Origin of the sequence: Enterobacter cloacae complex sp. FDA-CDC-AR_0132, assembly GCF_003010695.1 — a bacterium.
GTDB lineage: Bacteria > Pseudomonadota > Gammaproteobacteria > Enterobacterales > Enterobacteriaceae > Enterobacter > Enterobacter ludwigii.
In genome coordinates, this window is record NZ_CP027618.1 from 1,029,085 (window position 1) to 1,046,988 (window position 17,904).

The 17,904-nt window shown below is 56.0% G+C and carries 19 protein-coding genes; 9 read left to right on the forward strand and 10 right to left on the reverse strand.

Annotated features, from left to right (window positions below; translation table 11 throughout):
• Positions 1-56: 56 nt before the first annotated feature.
• The 4 genes from AM379_RS04960 to dolP are packed head-to-tail and all read left to right on the forward strand — an operon-like array spanning position 57 to position 3,838.
• Positions 57-2,288 (forward strand): penicillin-binding protein activator, encoded by a 2,232-nt coding sequence (locus AM379_RS04960; protein WP_063934257.1) that lies wholly within the window; start codon positions 57-59, stop codon positions 2,286-2,288.
• Entirely contained in the window at positions 2,246-2,641 is a 396-nt protein-coding gene (locus AM379_RS04965) for a YraN family protein (RefSeq protein WP_040018755.1), read from the forward strand. The genes AM379_RS04960 and AM379_RS04965 overlap by 43 nt, the downstream gene beginning before the upstream one ends.
• 21 nt (positions 2,642-2,662) lie before the next feature.
• Positions 2,663-3,253: a DnaA initiator-associating protein DiaA gene (gene diaA / locus AM379_RS04970; RefSeq protein ID WP_003861754.1), complete on the forward strand. Its 591-nt coding sequence runs from the start codon at positions 2,663-2,665 to the stop codon at positions 3,251-3,253.
• Between the two features lie 9 nt (positions 3,254-3,262).
• Entirely contained in the window at positions 3,263-3,838 is a 576-nt protein-coding gene (gene dolP, locus AM379_RS04975) for a division/outer membrane stress-associated lipid-binding lipoprotein (RefSeq protein WP_014171764.1), read from the forward strand.
• Between the two features lie 51 nt (positions 3,839-3,889).
• On the opposite strand, the gene AM379_RS04980 is transcribed toward dolP, so the two are convergent.
• Positions 3,890-4,927, reverse strand: a complete 1,038-nt coding sequence (locus AM379_RS04980) for a permease (RefSeq protein ID WP_032680201.1) — start codon at positions 4,925-4,927, stop codon at positions 3,890-3,892.
• Between the two features lie 40 nt (positions 4,928-4,967).
• Positions 4,968-5,612: an NAD(P)H-binding protein gene (locus AM379_RS04985; protein WP_020883547.1), complete on the reverse strand. Its 645-nt coding sequence runs from the start codon at positions 5,610-5,612 to the stop codon at positions 4,968-4,970.
• A 130-nt stretch (positions 5,613-5,742) separates the two neighbouring features.
• Here AM379_RS04985 and AM379_RS04990 point away from each other — a divergent pair, with 130 nt between their 5' ends.
• Positions 5,743-6,261: a type 1 glutamine amidotransferase domain-containing protein gene (locus tag AM379_RS04990; RefSeq protein ID WP_014171767.1), complete on the forward strand. Its 519-nt coding sequence runs from the start codon at positions 5,743-5,745 to the stop codon at positions 6,259-6,261.
• Here AM379_RS04990 and AM379_RS04995 read toward each other — a convergent pair.
• On the reverse strand, positions 6,241-6,675 hold the full coding sequence (locus AM379_RS04995) for a YhbP family protein (RefSeq protein WP_020883546.1): 435 nt from the start codon (positions 6,673-6,675) through the stop codon (positions 6,241-6,243). The two genes, AM379_RS04990 and AM379_RS04995, sit on opposite strands and share 21 nt — an antisense overlap.
• Before the next feature lie 14 nt (positions 6,676-6,689).
• Here AM379_RS04995 and AM379_RS05000 point away from each other — a divergent pair, with 14 nt between their 5' ends.
• Positions 6,690-7,019: a GIY-YIG nuclease family protein gene (locus AM379_RS05000; RefSeq protein WP_014171769.1), complete on the forward strand. Its 330-nt coding sequence runs from the start codon at positions 6,690-6,692 to the stop codon at positions 7,017-7,019.
• Here the strand turns inward: AM379_RS05000 and AM379_RS05005 are convergent.
• Together AM379_RS05005 and ubiT are read right to left on the reverse strand one after the other, a co-directional pair.
• Positions 7,006-7,509 carry a GNAT family N-acetyltransferase gene (locus tag AM379_RS05005; protein WP_020883545.1) on the reverse strand — a complete coding sequence of 168 codons (504 nt, stop codon included), beginning with the start codon at positions 7,507-7,509 and terminating at the stop codon, positions 7,006-7,008. The two genes, AM379_RS05000 and AM379_RS05005, sit on opposite strands and share 14 nt — an antisense overlap.
• On the reverse strand, positions 7,503-8,027 hold the full coding sequence (ubiT, locus tag AM379_RS05010; protein ID WP_106503521.1) for a ubiquinone anaerobic biosynthesis accessory factor UbiT: 525 nt from the start codon (positions 8,025-8,027) through the stop codon (positions 7,503-7,505). Before ubiT ends, AM379_RS05005 begins: the two co-directional genes overlap by 7 nt.
• A gap of 211 nt (positions 8,028-8,238) precedes the next feature.
• Between ubiT and ubiU the strand changes: the two genes are divergently transcribed.
• From ubiU to AM379_RS05025, 3 genes are all read left to right on the forward strand, one after another.
• Entirely contained in the window at positions 8,239-9,234 is a 996-nt protein-coding gene (gene ubiU / locus AM379_RS05015; RefSeq protein WP_020883543.1) for a ubiquinone anaerobic biosynthesis protein UbiU, read from the forward strand.
• 7 nt (positions 9,235-9,241) lie between these two features.
• Positions 9,242-10,120: a U32 family peptidase gene (locus AM379_RS05020; protein ID WP_068795050.1), complete on the forward strand. Its 879-nt coding sequence runs from the start codon at positions 9,242-9,244 to the stop codon at positions 10,118-10,120.
• Between the two features lie 89 nt (positions 10,121-10,209).
• Complete coding sequence (locus tag AM379_RS05025; RefSeq protein WP_032679044.1) at positions 10,210-11,217, forward strand: luciferase-like monooxygenase; 1,008 nt, start codon at positions 10,210-10,212, stop codon at positions 11,215-11,217.
• A gap of 45 nt (positions 11,218-11,262) precedes the next feature.
• Here the strand turns inward: AM379_RS05025 and mtr are convergent, their stop codons facing one another.
• The 5 genes from mtr to pnp form a co-directional block, all read right to left on the reverse strand.
• The gene (gene mtr, locus AM379_RS05030) at positions 11,263-12,507 is read right to left on the reverse strand and encodes a tryptophan permease (protein ID WP_025202927.1); all 1,245 of its coding nucleotides are present in this window, start codon (positions 12,505-12,507) and stop codon (positions 11,263-11,265) included.
• A gap of 142 nt (positions 12,508-12,649) precedes the next feature.
• Positions 12,650-14,554 (reverse strand): DEAD/DEAH family ATP-dependent RNA helicase, encoded by a 1,905-nt coding sequence (locus AM379_RS05035; protein WP_020883539.1) that lies wholly within the window; start codon positions 14,552-14,554, stop codon positions 12,650-12,652.
• A complete protein-coding gene (gene yrbN / locus AM379_RS24600) occupies positions 14,547-14,627 on the reverse strand; it encodes a protein YrbN (RefSeq protein WP_100122156.1) in 81 nt (26 codons plus the stop codon). Before yrbN ends, AM379_RS05035 begins: the two co-directional genes overlap by 8 nt.
• 107 nt (positions 14,628-14,734) lie before the next feature.
• Positions 14,735-15,619, reverse strand: a complete 885-nt coding sequence (nlpI, locus tag AM379_RS05045; RefSeq protein ID WP_013098912.1) for a lipoprotein NlpI — start codon at positions 15,617-15,619, stop codon at positions 14,735-14,737.
• 108 nt (positions 15,620-15,727) lie between these two features.
• Positions 15,728-17,866 carry a polyribonucleotide nucleotidyltransferase gene (gene pnp / locus AM379_RS05050; protein WP_014171780.1) on the reverse strand — a complete coding sequence of 713 codons (2,139 nt, stop codon included), beginning with the start codon at positions 17,864-17,866 and terminating at the stop codon, positions 15,728-15,730.
• Positions 17,867-17,904: the final 38 nt, after the last annotated feature.

Consider the following 17,904-nt stretch of genomic DNA (forward strand, 5'->3'; position numbering starts at 1 on the left):
CGTCCGTATTGCCGATTTAATATTGAGCATTGCGTAAAAAAATCACTGGATACAGTATGGTACCGTTAACGTTTCTTCGAAAAAAAGCCACGCGCAGCGTGCCGCTCCTGCTGGCAGCCCTGATCTTTGCAGGCTGTGGCACCCAGGCACCCGACCAGAGCACCGCCCATTTGCAGGGTTCTGCTCAGGCTGACTCTGGCTTTTATCTGCAACAAATGTCGCAGAGCTCAAATGATACCAAGACCAACTGGCAATTACTCGCCATTCGTGCACTGCTGAAAGAGGGTAAAACCCAGCAGGCTGCCGAATTGTTCAACCAGTTGCCAAAAGATCTGAATGATGTTCAGCGTCGTGAGCAGAGCCTGCTCTCTGCCGAGCTGAAAGTCGCGCTGAAAGATTACGATGCCGCGAAAAAGATCCTCGGGGATATCGACGTGAGCGCACTGGACAAAAATCAGCAGGCTCGCTTCTGGCAGGCGGGCATTACCGCTGAACAGGGCCGCCCTTCCCTGACGCTGCTCCGTGCGCTGATCGCCCAGGAGCCTCTGCTCGGCGGAGCTGATAAGCAGAAAAATATCGATGCCACGTGGCAGGCGCTGGCCTCTATGACGCAGGAACAGGCGCGTGCACTGGTGATCAATGCAGATGAAAACGTCCTGCAGGGCTGGCTGGATCTGCAGCAGATGTGGTTTAACAACCGCAACGATCCGAAGATGCTGAAAGCCGGTATCACTGACTGGCAGACCCGCTACCCGCAGAATCCGGGCGCGAAAATGCTGCCGACGCAGCTGGTAAACGTGCAGAACTTTAAGCCGGCCTCGACCAGCAAGATTGCACTCCTTCTGCCCTTAAACGGTCAGGCGGCGGTATTCGGTCGCACTATTCAACAAGGTTTTGAAGCCGCGAAAAACGGCACGACGCCAGTGACGGGCAGCGCAGTGCCGACCCAGGCGGCACAGGCGGCAAACGTGAATGACGTGGTTAGCCCTTCCGCCGCTGAAACCAGTGACCTGACCACCGCGCAGACGCCAGCACAGGGGACGATGCAGAACCCGGTAACGGCCCCTACGACGGCAACGCCAGCGCCGGCTGAAACGCAAGCAGCTCCGGCGACTGACACCGCTTCTGAACAACCTCAACCGCAGAACGTTCAGCCTGCACCGCCCGCCACGCCGGCTGAGACTCAAGCAGCCCCGGCGGCTGACACCGCGTCTGAACAACCTCAACCACAGAACGTTCAGCCTGCCCAGCCCGCAGAACAAACGGCACAACCTGTCGCGCAAACACCGTCGGTGGCCACCACCAGCGCGAACCCGGGGGCTGAGCTGAAAATCTACGACACCAGTTCGAAGCCGCTTGACCAGGTACTGGCGCAGGTTCAACAGGATGGTGCGAGCATCGTTGTCGGCCCGCTGCTGAAAAACAATGTCGAAGAGTTGATGAAGAGCAATACCACGCTGAACGTGCTGGCACTCAACCAGCCAGAGCAGGTTCAGAACCGTGCCAATATTTGCTACTTCGCGCTGTCGCCGGAAGATGAAGCCCGCGATGCGGCGCGTCATATTCACGAGCAGGGTAAACAGGCTCCGCTGTTGCTCATCCCACGCAGTACGCTGGGGGATCGCGTTGCTAATGCTTTTGCCGATGAGTGGCAGAAGTTGGGCGGCGGCATTGTGCTGCAGCAGAAATTCGGCTCCGCGTCTGAACTGCGCGCGGGCGTCAATGGTGGAGCGGGCATTGCCCTCAACGGCAGCCCGGTCAGCGCAAGCCTGCCGCAGCAGCAGAGTGTGACCATTGGCGGTCTGTCGATCCCTGCGCCACCCACTGACGCGCAGATCAGCGGTGGCGGTAAAGTGGATGCAGCGTATATCGTTGCCACCCCGCAGGAAATCGCCTTCATCAAACCGATGATTGCAATGCGTAACGGCAGCCAGAGCGGCGCAACGCTGTACGCCAGTTCACGCAGCGCGCAAGGTACCGCCGGCCCGGATTTCCGTCTGGAGATGGACGGCCTGCAGTACAGCGAAATTCCCATGCTCGCAGGCAGCAACCCGGCACTGATGCAGCAGGCGCTGAGCACCGTCCGCAACGACTACTCTCTGGCACGTCTGTATGCCATGGGTGTCGATGCCTGGGCGCTGGCGAACCACTTTACCCAGATGCGTCAGGTGCCGGGCTTTGAGCTTAACGGCAATACCGGCGATCTGACGGCCACTCAGGATTGTGTGATTAACAGGAAGTTATCATGGCTCAAATACCAGCAGGGGCAAATCGTCCCGGCCAGTTAAGCCGTAAAGAGACCGGTGACGCGTGGGAATTAAAAGCGCGTCGCTGGCTTGAAGGCAAAGGACTGCACTTTATCGCCGCTAACGTTCGCGGACGTGGCGGCGAAATCGACCTCATCATGAAAGACGGTGAGGTCATCGTGTTTGTAGAAGTTCGCTACCGACAGTCTTCCCGTTTTGGCGGCGCTGCCGCCAGCGTGACGCTCGCCAAACAACATAAATTATTACAGACTGCCCACTTGTGGCTTGCCCGCCATAATGGGAGTTTTGATACTGTGGATTGCCGGTTCGATGTGGTAGCCTTCACCGGCAATGCGATCGAATGGCTGAAAAACGCTTTTGGCGAAGACGCATAATTAAGATTTAAAAGGGATAACGTGCTCGAAAGAATTAAAGTGTGCTTCACTGAAAGCATCCAGACTCAGATTGCAGCGGCGGAAGCCCTTCCGGACGCTATCTCTCGTGCCGCCATGACGCTGGTGCAATCCCTGCTCAACGGCAACAAAATCCTCTGTTGTGGCAATGGCACTTCAGCCGCCAACGCACAGCATTTTGCTGCCAGCATGATCAATCGTTTTGAAACAGAACGACCGAGTTTACCCGCCATTGCACTTAATACCGATAATGTGGTCTTAACAGCGATTGCTAACGATCGTCTGCATGATGAGATTTACGCAAAGCAGGTGCGAGCCCTGGGTCATGCCGGAGATGTTCTGCTGGCAATCTCCACGCGCGGCAACAGCCGGGACATTGTCAAAGCCGTTGAAGCCGCCGTCACCCGCGACATGACTATCGTTGCCTTAACAGGCTATGACGGTGGTGAGCTGGCGGGTTTGCTTGGGCCGCAGGATGTGGAAATCCGCATTCCCTCTCACCGTAGCGCGCGCATTCAGGAGATGCATATGCTCACGGTGAACTGCTTATGCGATTTGATCGATAACACGCTTTTCCCTCACCAGGATGATTAAGGAGTTCTTATGAAGGCTTTATCGACCCTCGCAGTCCTTATGTCTGCATTACTGCTTCAGGGATGTATCGCTGCGGCTGTCGTGGGTACCGCCGCGGTTGGTACTAAAGCGGCAACCGACCCGCGTTCCGTAGGGACACAGGTCGATGACGGTACGCTGGAGCTGCGCGTCAACAGTGCGCTGTCGAAAGACGAACAAATCAAGAAAGAAGCGCGTATCAACGTCACGGCCTATCAGGGCAAAGTGTTGCTGACGGGCCAGTCGCCGAATACCGAACTCTCCAGCCGCGCAAAACAGATCGCAATGGGCGTTGAGGGCACCACGGAAGTCTTCAATGAAATCCGTCAGGGGCAGCCAATCAGCCTGGGTACCGCGTCGTCTGATACCTGGATCACCACCAAAGTACGCTCCCAGCTGCTGGGCTCGGACCAGGTGAAATCCTCAAACGTAAAAGTGACAACGGAAAACGGCGAAGTGTTCCTGCTGGGTCTGGTCACCGACCGTGAAGGGAAAGCGGCGGCCGATATCGCCAGCCGAGTGAGCGGCGTGAAACACGTCACCACCGCCTTCACCTACATCAAGTAACCAGAACGTCTGACAGAAAGCCCGGTAAGCGGTAACGCTACCGGGCTTTTTTTATACCAGTGCAATACTTCCTACCATCACCCCGCTCAGCGCCACCAGCCCCGCGGTCAGCCACAGCGCTTTCGCCGGGAATGACTTACGCAACATGACAAGCGACGGCAGGCTGATTGCAGGCAGGGTAATCAGCAGCGCCAGTGCAGGCGCGGTGCCCATCCCGGCCAGCATCATGGTCTGAACAATGGGAATTTCAGCGGCCGTTGGGATCACGAACAGGCAACCGGCAACGGCCATTGCAACGACCCACAGCAGCGTGTTGTCGATAGCCCCGTCCGCATGCGGGAACAGCCAGACGCGCGCCGCGCCCAGCACCAGAACCGCCAGGATATAGACCGGGATGGTGCTCCAGAAAAGTTGCCACAGCGCCCTGCCCCAGCGCGCGAAGAAGCCGCCCTGTGGTTCACTGATATCCACATCAACTGACGCAGGTGCTACGGTTTTGTCTTTCACCAGATGTTGCACCAGGGTCGCCACGACCAGCACCGTCAGCAGCCCGGCCACCAGACGAATAAAGGCGAAATGCCAGCCCAGCACAAAGCCCATAAACACCAGCGTCGCCGGGTTTAACAACGGGTTCCCCATCCAGAAAGCAAGCGCACCGCCCATTGAGACGCGCTGACGACGCATCCCGGCGGCCACAGGCGCCGCACAGCACGAGCACATCATGCCCGGCAGGGAGAAAATCGTCCCCAGCAGCGTACCCTGAAAGCGGGGCTGACCGAGGGTTTTCACCAGCCAGTGACGCGGGATAAGCACCTGAATCAGCGAGCCCAGCAGGACGCCCAGTACCGCGGCTTTCCAGACGGCAAGGAAATAGACCATGGCGTAATCCCACGCCGCCTGAAGCGGGCTGGAATCAGCCTGAGCGAGAATAGATTTTCCGATACTGTGCGTTTCGGCGGCCGTGAAGGCTTTACCGTAGTACGGCTGCCATTTCACATACCAGAGGCCGATGATGACCACGAGAAAGAAGAGCGCGGGCTTCCACCATTGAACAGGTGAAGCCGCCTGAGATGAAGACTGACCAGTCATAGCATTCCCCGGAGAGTAGTAGGTTATTAGCCGGGGGAGTTTACGCCTCGCCCTGTGCGATTTCACGCAGTTTTGCCGATGGGATGATATTCACGCCCTCCTGCGATGGCGAGAGCCCTTCTTTTAGCATCGCCCGCGCCACGTCTGCTGCCTCAATGGATTTCCAGTTACCCGGCAGGATGCGGAACAGAGGCGCGAAAAACGATTCGTTAAAACGGCGTTCATCCCGATGCCCGAGCAGCATGGAGGGGCGAACAATGGTCAGTTGCTCCCACTTCTGGGCAATCAGCGCCTCTTCCATTTTGCCCTTCACCTTGTTGTAGAAAAAAGGTGACCCGGCATTGGCACCGAGCGAACTGATCACCACAAAATGTGTGGCCCCCAGCTTTTTAGCCGTCAGCGCCGTATCGACCACCAGCGTGTAGTCCGCATGCACAAACGCCTCTTTACTGCCCGCTTCACGCAGCGTTGTACCGAGGCAGCAAAAGGCGATATCAACAGGATCCTGTACCTGCGCCAGTGCGTCGGTAAGCTGCGGGTCGTGGGGGTTAAAGACGCCGGAGATATCCGCGAGAGGCCGACGCGTCGGGGCGGCAATATAGTTAACCCGGTGCTCCTGAAGCAGCAGCCGCAGCAGATGTCCGCCCACCAGCCCGGTCGCGCCGGTAATCAGTACCTGACTCATCTCATCTCCCCTTTACAGAATTGTCCGTTTGCGAACTCAGCGTCGTCGACCACACTTAGAAGTCTGTTACAGGTAAGTATTTACCACAAGCGGAGAAAAATCTGTCTGAAGCCAAAACAACGGAGGAAGCATGGGCAAGAAAATCGCAGTCTTGATCACCGACGAGTTTGAAGATTCAGAATTCACCTCGCCAGCCGAGGCATTTCGCAAGGCAGGACATGAGGTCATCACCATTGAGAAAGAGGCGGGTAAAACGGTGAAAGGCCATAAGGGCGAAGCCAGCGTGACCATCGATGAAACCATCGATAACGTCAGCCCGTCAGATTTCGATGCCCTGCTGTTACCCGGCGGTCATTCACCGGATTCCCTGCGTGGGGATGAACGGTTCGTGACCTTCACGCGAGACTTTGTCTCGACGGGCAAACCGGTCTTTGCCATCTGCCACGGTCCGCAGCTGCTCATCAGCGCAGATGTCGTGCGCGGGCGTAAACTCACGGCCGTGAAACCGATCGTTATCGATCTGAAAAATGCGGGGGCTGAGTTTTACGATCAGGAGGTTGTGAACGACAAAGACCAGCTGATCACCAGCAGGACCCCGGACGATCTGCCCGCGTTTAACCGTGAAGCGCTACGCCTGCTCGGCGCGTAGCCAGTGAAGCTTTGTGCCAAAGCCCAGGGTGTTGTCGGTAAATTTCAGCTCATCAAGGCGGATTTCCCACACCGGAGCTTTTAGCGCAATGGCAACCGGAAAGCGGCGCGTGTAGCGTTTTCGCTGCGCGTCGCTCTCTTCTCCGTCCAGGCGGCGGATCTCCCCTTTAAACTGCAGGCCACGAATCAGCGCGACCGTTTTAGGCTGGCCGTTCACCGTGCCCGCCACCTTCGCCTGCGGACCCGACATTTGCGCATGACGGGTTTTATCCTCGCTCAGAACATAAAAGGCGACGCGCTCTGGATCGTAGTAATAAAACGCGTTTGCACACCACATTTCACCTTCGTCATACACGCACCAGGTGACGACATGCTGTTTTGCCAGCCAGCGGTTAATGGTGGTCAGAGTTTCCATTTTCGCTCTCTCTCATGCTAAGGTGCGTTCACCTTAACATACTGAATCTGTTTACCGTGTGCTGGTTTCTCTATCTTGTTCGTACCGCCGATAACGCCCTGTACACCGGGATCACTACCGATGTGGCGCGGCGTTTTCTGCAACATCAAACGGGGAAAGGTGCCAAAGCGCTGCGGGGGAAAGGGGAATTACAGCTCGCCTTTTCAGCGCCCGTTGGCGACAGATCGCTGGCGCTCAGAATGGAATACCGCATTAAGCAACTGACGAAGCGTCAGAAAGAGCGCCTCGTCACCGGAGACGGCTCCTTTGAGGCGCTTCGCGAGAGCCTGATTAAAAGCGATTGAAATGGTCGTGGTACTCAACCAGACCGTTCACGCCATTAAGCGCGTCATCCGCCAGACGGTGCACCTGGAAGGCGGATTCCGTTCCCGGCCAGCGGCAGCGGAGATCGTAATGCGCTGCCGGTTCAAAGCCTAAACGGCCATAGAACGTAGCATCCCCCAACGTCACCACGGCGGCATAGCCAAATTCGTTGAGCGAGTCCAGCCCTTCGTAAACCAGCTGGCGCGCCAGCCCCTGGCCGCGGTAGTGCTCATCAACCGCCAGCGGTGCCATTCCTACCCACTGTAGCTCTTCGCCCTGAACGGTAACCGGGCTGAAGGCAACGTAGCCCACCACCTGACCTTCGTCATCGGTGGCAACCAGCCCCAGCGTAATCAGGCCGTCTTCGCGGAGATCGTGGACCAGTTGCGCTTCGTCATCCCGCGCAAAAGAGCGGCGTAACAACGCATCGATTCCCGGTGCATCAATCCCAATTTCGACTCGAATCAGCATGGCTCACCTACTGAAGTGTGTTTACTTTCCGGCGGGGTTTTCAGCCCCGCCTCAACGAAATCTGCCATTTGCATCAACATCACACGCAGCGCTTTCGGCATCTGCTCCAGCTCAATGGCATCCATTAAATTCTTTACGTACAGACCAAGTTCCGTATCGCCTTCGATAACCAGTCGGCGCTGGAAGAAGAGTGTGTCCGGATCCTGCTTACGCGCGGCGATCATCAGCAGATCGCTGGCGCTGGCGCTAAAGCTCACATCCGCCTCGGCGGACTCACGGACGATCAGTTGGTCATTCTCAACAGAGGTAAACCAGCGCAGCCCGATATCGTGGACGTCAATGCTTAACCAGCGCCCTTCCAGGAACGCCAGCTCACCGTCCTGCAGTGCCTGGCGGAATTGCCAGCTCAGCACCTGCTCCAGCACCTGGCGTTTAAGCGCGAACGGGGTCAGTTTTACCGGCACGCTCAGCATTGATGGACCAAATTGTACGAGACGTGAACGCAGTTTATCCAGCACGAGCTTTACTCCCTGATAGCTATAGTCCTGCTATTTTGCCATATCCGAAGCACAACATAGCGGCGTAAATCAACAAACTGTCGTCAGGTGTACCTCATTATTGGTGCCATCAATACGCCATTAGCTGCCTTAAATCAAAAATTGTCGCGTATGGGTTAATTAAAATCCCAGCTCGTTAACAAATTTGCGATCGACTACTTCAGGATAAATTATGGAGCTGCTCTGCCCAGCCGGAAATCTTCCGGCGCTTAAGGCGGCCATCGAAAATGGGGCCGATGCGGTCTATATCGGGCTGAAAGATGATACCAACGCCCGCCATTTTGCTGGCCTCAACTTTACGGAGAAAAAGCTTCAGGAAGCCGTTACCTTCGTCCACCAGCACCGCCGCAAACTGCATATCGCCATCAATACCTTCGCCCATCCTGATGGCTACGCCCGTTGGCAACGCGCGGTGGATATGGCAGCACAGCTGGGCGCCGATGCGCTGATCCTCGCCGACCTCGCTATGCTTGAGTATGCGGCAGAACGCTATCCCCATATTGAGCGTCACGTCTCCGTTCAGGCATCTGCCACTAACGAAGAGGCGGTGCGTTTTTATCATCGTCACTTTGATGTTGCCCGCGTGGTGCTGCCACGCGTGCTCTCTATTCATCAGGTTAAGCAACTCGCGCGCGTCACGCCAGTACCACTGGAAGTTTTTGCCTTTGGCAGCCTGTGTATCATGGCCGAAGGCCGTTGCTATCTCTCTTCCTATTTAACCGGCGAATCCCCCAATACCGTTGGGGCCTGCTCGCCCGCCCGCTTTGTTCGCTGGCAACAAACGCCGCAGGGGCTGGAATCGCGCCTGAACGACGTGCTGATTGACCGCTATCAGGATGGCGAAAATGCCGGTTACCCGACGCTGTGCAAAGGCCGCTATCTGGTAGACGGCGAGCGTTACCACGCGCTGGAAGAGCCAACCAGCCTTAATACGCTGGAACTGCTGCCAGAACTGCTGGCCGCCAATATCGCCTCGGTGAAAATTGAGGGCCGCCAGCGCAGCCCGGCGTACGTAAGCCAGGTGGCGAAAGTCTGGCGCCAGGCTATCGATCGCTGCATGGCAGACCCGCAGAACTACGCACCGCAACCGGCGTGGATGGAGACACTCGGTGCGATGTCCGAGGGTACACAAACCACGCTTGGCGCGTATCACCGTAAATGGCAGTGAGATAATCATGAAATATTCATTAGGGCCGGTGCTCTACTACTGGCCAAAAGAGACGCTGGAAGATTTTTACCACCAGGCCGCAACCAGCAGCGCAGATGTGATTTACCTCGGTGAAGCGGTATGCAGCAAGCGCCGCGCCACCAAAGCGGGCGACTGGCTGGATATGGCGAAAAGCCTCGCCGGAAGCGGTAAACAGGTGGTGCTCTCAACGCTCGCCCTCGTCCAGGCCTCCTCCGAACTGGGTGAACTCAAACGCTACGTAGAGAACGGTGAATTCCTGCTGGAAGCCAGCGATCTGGGCGTAGTGAACATGTGCGCCGAACGCAGGCTGCCGTTTGTCGCAGGCCATGCGCTGAACTGCTATAACGCCGTGACGCTGCGCCTGCTGCTTAAACAGGGGATGACGCGCTGGTGCATGCCGGTCGAACTCTCGCGCGACTGGCTGGCTAACCTGCTCAACCAGTGCGAAACGCTGGGCATTCGCAATCAGTTTGAGGTGGAAGTACTGAGCTATGGTCATCTGCCGCTGGCCTATTCTGCCCGCTGCTTCACCGCCCGCTCTGAAGACCGTCCGAAAGACGAGTGTGAAACCTGCTGCATCAAGTACCCGAACGGGCGCAGCATGCTGTCGCAGGAAAATCAGCAGGTGTTCGTCCTGAACGGTATCCAGACCATGAGCGGCTATGTGTATAACCTCGGCAATGAACTGGCGTCGATGAACGGTCTGGTCGACATGGTGCGCCTGTCACCGATGGATACGGGCGTATTCGCCATGCTGGATGCCTTCCGCGCCAATGAAAACGGTGACGCTCCGCTGCCGTTAACCGCTAACAGCGACTGTAACGGCTACTGGAAACGCCTCCCCGGGCTGGTGCTACAGGGCTGAAGAAGAAATGTAAAAGCTCACTTTGTTAACAACGGTTATTAAATTTTAATGCACTATTAAAAGATTCACCGTCGACAAAGTGAGCTGTTATGACTGATAAAACCATTCCGTTTTCGGTGCTGGATCTGGCGCCGATCCCTCAAGGGTCCTCAGCACGAGAAGCCTTTACCCACTCTCTCGATCTCGCTCGCCTGGCAGAAAAACGCGGTTATCACCGTTACTGGCTGGCTGAGCACCACAATATGGTTGGTATCGCCAGTGCCGCGACCTCCGTGCTGATTGGTTACCTGGCGGCGAACACCACCACGCTGCATCTTGGCTCCGGTGGCGTGATGTTGCCGAACCATGCCCCGCTGGTGATTGCCGAGCAGTTTGGTACGCTGAATACCCTCTATCCTGGCCGTATCGACCTGGGTCTTGGCCGTGCGCCGGGCAGCGACCAGCCGACCATGCGCGCCCTGCGTCGCCATATGAGCGGCGACATCGATAACTTCCCGCGCGATGTGGCTGAACTGGTGGACTGGTTTGACGCGCGTGACCCTAACCCGCACGTGCGCCCGGTGCCAGGCTACGGTGAGAAGATACCGGTGTGGCTGCTGGGCTCCAGCCTATACAGCGCGCAGCTTGCCGCGCAGCTGGGGCTGCCGTTCGCCTTTGCCTCACACTTCGCGCCAGATATGCTCCACCAGGCGCTTCACCTCTATCGCACAAACTTCAAACCTTCAGAGCGTCTGGAAAAACCGTATGCGATGGTGTGCATCAACATCGTTGCCGCCGACAGCAATCGCGATGCGGAATTCCTGTTCACCTCCATGCAACAGGCTTTTGTGAAGCTGCGTCGCGGTGAGACCGGCCAGCTGCCGCCGCCGGTGGAGAATATGCATCAGCTGTGGTCGGCATCCGAACAGTATGGCGTTCAGCAGGCGCTGAGCATGTCGCTGGTGGGGGATAAGGCAAAAGTGCGTCACGGGCTGGAGGCGGTGCTGCGTGAGACACAGGCGGATGAAATTATGGTTAACGGCCAGATTTTCGATCATCAGGCACGCTTGCATTCGTTTGACCTGGCGATGCAGGTGAAAGAGGAAGTGTCAGGTTAGCGCGGTTTGTTACCCTCTTCCGTCGGGAGAGGGTAACAGGTGATGTTACTGATACACCGGCAGCAGGTTAAAACTCGACAGGACATGCACCAGCGCGTTGCCAATACCGAACACCAGAATCAGCGCAATCATCGGCTTTCCGCCCCAGACGCGGAATTTCGGGCTGCCGAAGCGTTTACGTGATTTGCGTGCCAGCAGCGCAGGCACAATCGCCGCCCAGATGGTCGCCGCCAGCCCGGCATAGCCGATGGCATAGAGGAAACCATTCGGCCACAGCAGACCGCCAACAATCGGTGGCAGGAAAGTCAGCAGCGCGGTTTTAAAGCGCCCCATAGCAGAATCATCAAAACCAAACAGATCGGCCAGGTAGTCAAACAGGCCCAGCGTCACGCCGAGGAAAGAGCTCGCGACGGCAAAGTTAGAGAACACCACCAGCAACAGATCCAGACTGCGGCTGTTCAGTACGCCGCTCAACGCCTGTACCAGCACATCAATGTTACCGCCCTTCTGCGCAATGCCGATAAATTCAGGACGCGGGATATTGCCCATCGTCCCCAGCAGCCAAATCACGTACAGCGCCAGTGCCAGCAGCGTGCCGTAGATCAGGCACTTCACAATCGTGCGTGGATCTTTACCGTAATACTTCATCAGGCTCGGCACATTACCGTGGTAACCAAATGATGCCAGACAGAACGGCAGGGTCATCAGCAGGTACGGCGTGTAAGCGGTATTCGTCTCCGCCACGTTGAACAGCGTGGCCGGCGTAACGTGCCCAAGCAGGCTGCCGAAGGTCAGGAAGAAGGTGATCACCTTCGCGCCCAGCACAATCGCCGTCATGCGACTCACCGCTTTGGTGCTCATCCAGACGATAAACGCGACGCCCAGCGCGAAGCACAAGCCCGCCACTCTTGCCGGCACGTTCAGCGACAACTCCGAGAATGTGTGATGCAGAATGGAGCCGCTCGCTGAGATGTACGCGTAAGTCAGGATGTAGAGCACAAAGGCAATGGAGAGGCCGTTTATCAGGTTCCAGCCTTTGCCTAACAGGTCTTTAGTGATGGTGTCGAAGCTGGAGCCAATGCGGTAGTTCAGGTTGGCTTCGAGGATCATCAGCCCGGAATGAAGCATACAGAACCAGGTAAACACCAGTGCCGCCAGCGACCAGAAGAACCACGCACCGGACATAACCACAGGCAGGGAGAACATCCCGGCACCAATGATGGTTCCGCCGATGATCACCACGCCGCCAAGCAGCGAAGGTGACGTTTGGGTGGTGGTAAGTGTCGCCATACAGCCTTTTCTCCAGTCAATAATGCGGTTATGCATGTTAATGTGCAGCACTGTACCAGTACAAGAGTACAAAAGGAATAAAAAAAGCCCCGACAGTGTTTATCGGGGCTGTATAGATTACTTTACGTCAGAAACGAAAGGCTTACGCGTCACCGAAACGACGACGAGCGGTACCTTCTTCACGACGTGGGCCACGGCTTTCGCGACGCTCGCCAGAGAAACGACGACCTTCGCCTGCGCCAGCGCGGTTGCCTTCGCTACGACCGCCTTCACGACGTTCGCCACCGAAACCACGACCACCGCCACGACGTTCGCCACCACGGTCAGTACGTGGCTGGGCATCGCCCATCAGCTGCATGTTCATCGGCTTGTTCAGGATGCGGGTGCGAGTAAAGTGCTGCAGTACTTCGCCCGGCATGCCTTTTGGCAGCTCGATGGTAGAGTGAGATGCGAACAGCTTGATGTTACCGATGTAACGGCTGCTGATGTCGCCTTCGTTAGCGATCGCGCCAACGATATGACGTACTTCAACACCATCATCACGGCCCACTTCAATGCGGTACAGTTCCATTTCGCCAGCGTCACGACGCTCACGACGTGGACGCTCTTCGCCACTGCGCTCTGGACGGTCAGCACGTGGACCACGATCGTTACGGTCGCCACGACGTTCGAAACGCTCATCACGGTCACGGAACTCACGCTTAGGACGCATCGGTGCATCTGGTGGCACGATCAGGGTACGTTCGCCCTGTGCCATTTTCAGCAGTGCTGCGGCCAGTGTTTCCATATCCAGCTCTTCGCCTTCAGCGGTAGGCTGAATCTGTGCCAGCAGCGCACGATACTGGTCCAGGTCGCTGCTTTCCAGCTGCTGCTGTACTTTCGCGGCGAATTTTTCCAGACGGCGTTTGCCCAGCAGTTCTGCATTTGGCAGTTCCGCTTCTGGAATGGTCAGCTTCATGGTGCGTTCAATGTTACGCAGCAGACGACGCTCGCGGTTCTCAACGAACAGCAGCGCACGACCTGCACGACCCGCACGACCGGTACGACCGATACGGTGAACGTAGGACTCGGAGTCCATTGGAATATCGTAGTTCACAACCAGGCTGATACGCTCAACGTCCAGACCACGTGCTGCCACGTCGGTTGCAATCAGGATATCCAGACGACCATCTTTCAGGCGCTCCAGCGTCTGCTCACGCAGAGCCTGGTTCATGTCACCGTTCAGCGCTGCGCTGTTGTAGCCGCTACGCTCCAGCGCTTCAGCCACTTCCAGGGTCGCGTTTTTGGTACGAACGAAGATAATCGCCGCATCAAAATCTTCCGCTTCCAGGAAACGAACCAGCGCTTCGTTTTTACGCATACCGTATACAGACCAGTAGCTCTGGCTGATGTCCGGGCGAGTGGTCACGCTGGACTGAATGCGCACTTCCTGCGGCTCTTTCATGAAGCGGCGGGTAATGCGACGAATCGCTTCTGGCATGGTTGCAGAGAACAGAGCGGTCTGATGACCTTCCGGGATCTGCGCCATAATCGTTTCTACGTCTTCGATGAAGCCCATACGCAGCATTTCATCTGCTTCATCCAGTACCAGACCGCTCAGTTTAGAGAGGTCAAGAGTACCGCGCTTCAGGTGATCCAGCAGACGGCCCGGCGTACCGACAACAATCTGTGGACCCTGGCGCAGGGCACGTAACTGCACGTCATAACGCTGACCACCGTAAAGGGCCACCACGTTTACGCCGCGCATATGTTTAGAGAAATCAGTCATAGCTTCTGCAACCTGAACAGCCAGTTCACGGGTTGGAGCCAGGACGAGGATCTGCGGTGCACGCAGTTCCGGATCGATGTTGTGCAGCAGCGGCAGCGAGAACGCTGCGGTTTTGCCGCTACCAGTCTGGGCCATGCCCAGCACGTCACGACCAGACAACAGATGTGGGATACATTCTGCCTGGATCGGAGATGGTTTTTCGTAACCCAGATCGGTAAGGGCTTCAAGGATAGGAGCCTTCAGGCCCAGATCTGCAAAAGTGGTTTCGAATTCAGCCATGTAGTACGAGTGCCTCAATGTCAATGGCGGCCAGTCTACTTAGCTCATCGTGAAAATGATTAGCAATTTTCATTGAAAAGTGTGAACCGGCTCAAAGTAGATGTATTGACGAACAACAACGCCCTCACCAGTTAAGGTGATGGCAATCAAAAGATTACGGGCTGATGTTTATGTCGTCAGCTATTGCTGGTCCGATTCTGCCAGGTCGTCTTGCTCCTGGCCCAAGAGCGATAATTCCAACAATGCATAACGGTGCTCAACGAAGTTGTGTACGTTGTTAGCAACCGCTAATTTGAACAGTGCCGTAGCGCTGTCCTTATCCCCCAGACTTAGGTAGTACTTACCTAAATAGAAGTTGGTTTCACTGAGATGCTCAGCGAGCGAGGTGTTATCCGTTGCGTCCGCCTTGAGGCGTTCCATCAGCGTTGCTTCGCTAATGTTGCCCAGGTAGAACTCGACAATGTTCCATCCCCACTGTTCCTTGTCCGATTTATCGAAGCGCTGTTTCAGTGCTTCTTTTGCCTGCTTCTCATCGAGCTTCTGCTCAACGATGTATAACCACAGACTGCGGAAAGGATCATTAGGATCGTCTTGATAAAACGCCAGCAGATCATCTTGCGCTAACTTATCACGACCGCCGTAATACAGGGCGATACCGCGATTCAAGTGCGCGTAGTTGTAAGTTGGATCAAGCTCAAGTACAGAATCAAACGCTTCATAGGCAGCATCAAAATTGCCTGCCTGCGTTAAATAAATGCCTAAGTAATTGAATACTTCAGGCATATCAGGTCGGATTGCCAGCGCTTGTGAGAAATCATTCCGCGCTAATGCCCTCAGACCGAGACTATCATACAACACTCCGCGCTCATATAAAAGCTGTGCGCGTTCGTCATCGGTTAAAGCCCGACTGGCAAGAATTTGTTCCATGCGTGCCAGAATCACTTCCTGCTGCAAAGTCGGTTGCAATGGCACTGCGAGGACTTCGCTCTTACGCCAGGCAGAGTTGCTGCATCCTGCCAGCGTTAAAGCTGTCGCAACGAAACACCAGCGCAAAAAAGGCTTCATTTCCCACTCCCGAAGACAACTATTGGATGAACGTCCTGTCCCCCGGCGGCTTAACAAGGCGTCCTGCCTGATAATAGGCCCTCCGCCGAAGCGGAGGGCAAATGCAACTTACTCGCCTTGCTGTTCTGCTGCCGATGCTTCTGGCGCAGCAGCCGGCTGAGACTGCTCGGTTGCTTCTTTAATGCTCAGACGGATACGGCCCTGGCGGTCAACTTCCAGAACTTTAACCGGGACTTCCTGACCCATCTGCAGGTAATCGGTCACTTTCTCAACGCGCTTGTCAGCGATTTGAGAGATGTGAACCAGACCTTCTTTACCGCCACCGATGGCAACGAACGCGCCAAAGTCAACGATACGGGTCACTTTACCATTGTAGATACGGCCCACTTCGATTTCTGCAGTAATTTCTTCGATGCGACGAATAGCGAATTTCGCTTTCTCGCCGTCGGTCGCTGCAATTTTCACCGTACCGTCATCTTCGATTTCGATAGTGGTGCCAGTCTCTTCGGTCAGAGCACGGATAACGGAACCGCCCTTACCGATAACATCTTTGATCTTGTCTGGATTGATCTTGATGGTGTGGATACGCGGAGCGAACTGAGAAATGTCGCCGCGTGGCGCGTTGATCGCCTGTTCCATCACACCCAGGATGTGCAGACGAGCACCTTTAGCCTGGTTCAGCGCAACCTGCATGATCTCTTTGGTGATACCTTCAATTTTGATATCCATCTGCAGCGCAGAGATACCGTCGCGGGAACCCGCAACTTTGAAGTCCATATCGCCCAGGTGGTCTTCGTCGCCCAGAATGTCAGACAGAACAACAAAGTTCTCGCCTTCTTTCACCAGGCCCATTGCGATACCCGCAACGGCGGCTTTGATTGGCACGCCTGCATCCATCAGCGCCAGAGATGCGCCACACACGGAAGCCATGGAAGAAGAACCGTTAGATTCGGTGATTTCAGAAACCACACGAACGGTGTACGGGAATTTGTCAGCATCCGGCATCACTGCCAGCACACCACGCTTCGCCAGACGACCGTGACCAATTTCACGACGCTTAGGCGAACCCACCATACCGGTTTCACCTACGGAGTATGGAGGGAAATTGTAGTGGAACAGGAAGCTGTCAGTACGCTCGCCCATCAGTTCGTCGATGTTCTGCGCGTCACGTGCTGTCCCCAGGGTCGCGGTAACCAGCGCCTGCGTTTCGCCACGGGTGAACAGTGCAGAACCGTGAGTACGTGGCAGAACGCCAGTACGCACGTCCAGACCACGGATCATGTCTTTTTCGCGGCCATCGATACGCGGCTCACCCGCCAGGACGCGGCTACGAACCACGTTTTTCTCGATAGCGTGCAGAATTTCGCTCAGCTCGTTAGCATCCAGCGTTTCGTCTTCAGCAATCAGCGTTGCGATAGTTTCGTCTTTGATCACGTCAACCTGAGCATAACGCTCCTGTTTGTCGGTGATGCGATAAGCATCGCTCAGACGAGATTCAGCCAGCGCAGCAACGCGTGCATTCAGCGCGTCGTTGACGGCTTCAGGCTGCCAGTCCCAACGTGGTTTGCCCGCTTCTTTAACCAGATCGTTGATGTTCTGAATAACGATCTGCTGCTGATCGTGGCCAAAGACCACCGCGCCCAGCATCTGGTCTTCGCTCAGCAGTTCCGCTTCGGATTCAACCATCAGCACAGCCGCTTCAGTACCAGCAACAACCAGGTCCAGCTTACTTTCTTTCAGCTCTTCCTGCGTTGGGTTCAGCACGTACTGGTCGTTGATGTAACCAACGCGTGCAGCACCGATTGGGCCATTGAATGGAATACCAGACAGTGACAGGGCCGCGGAAGCACCGATCATCGCAACGATATCCGGGTTAACCTGTGGGTTAACGGAAACAACGGTCGCGATAACCTGCACTTCGTTCACGAAGCCTTCCGGGAACAGCGGACGAACCGGGCGGTCAATCAGACGCGCAATCAGGGTTTCGCCTTCGCTTGGACGGCCTTCACGACGGAAGAAGCCACCCGGAATTTTACCGGCAGCGTAGGTACGCTCCTGGTAGTTAACGGTCAGTGGGAAGAAGTCCTGACCTGGTTTTGCTTTTTTCTGGCCAACTACGGTTACGAATACCGCAGTGTCATCCATGCTTACCATAACGGCAGCAGTAGCCTGACGTGCCATCATGCCGGTTTCCAGCGTGACGGTGTGTTGACCATACTGGAATTTACGAACGATCGGATTCAGCAAAGTTCTGTCCTTTCTTAAATGTATGACAGCACACCACC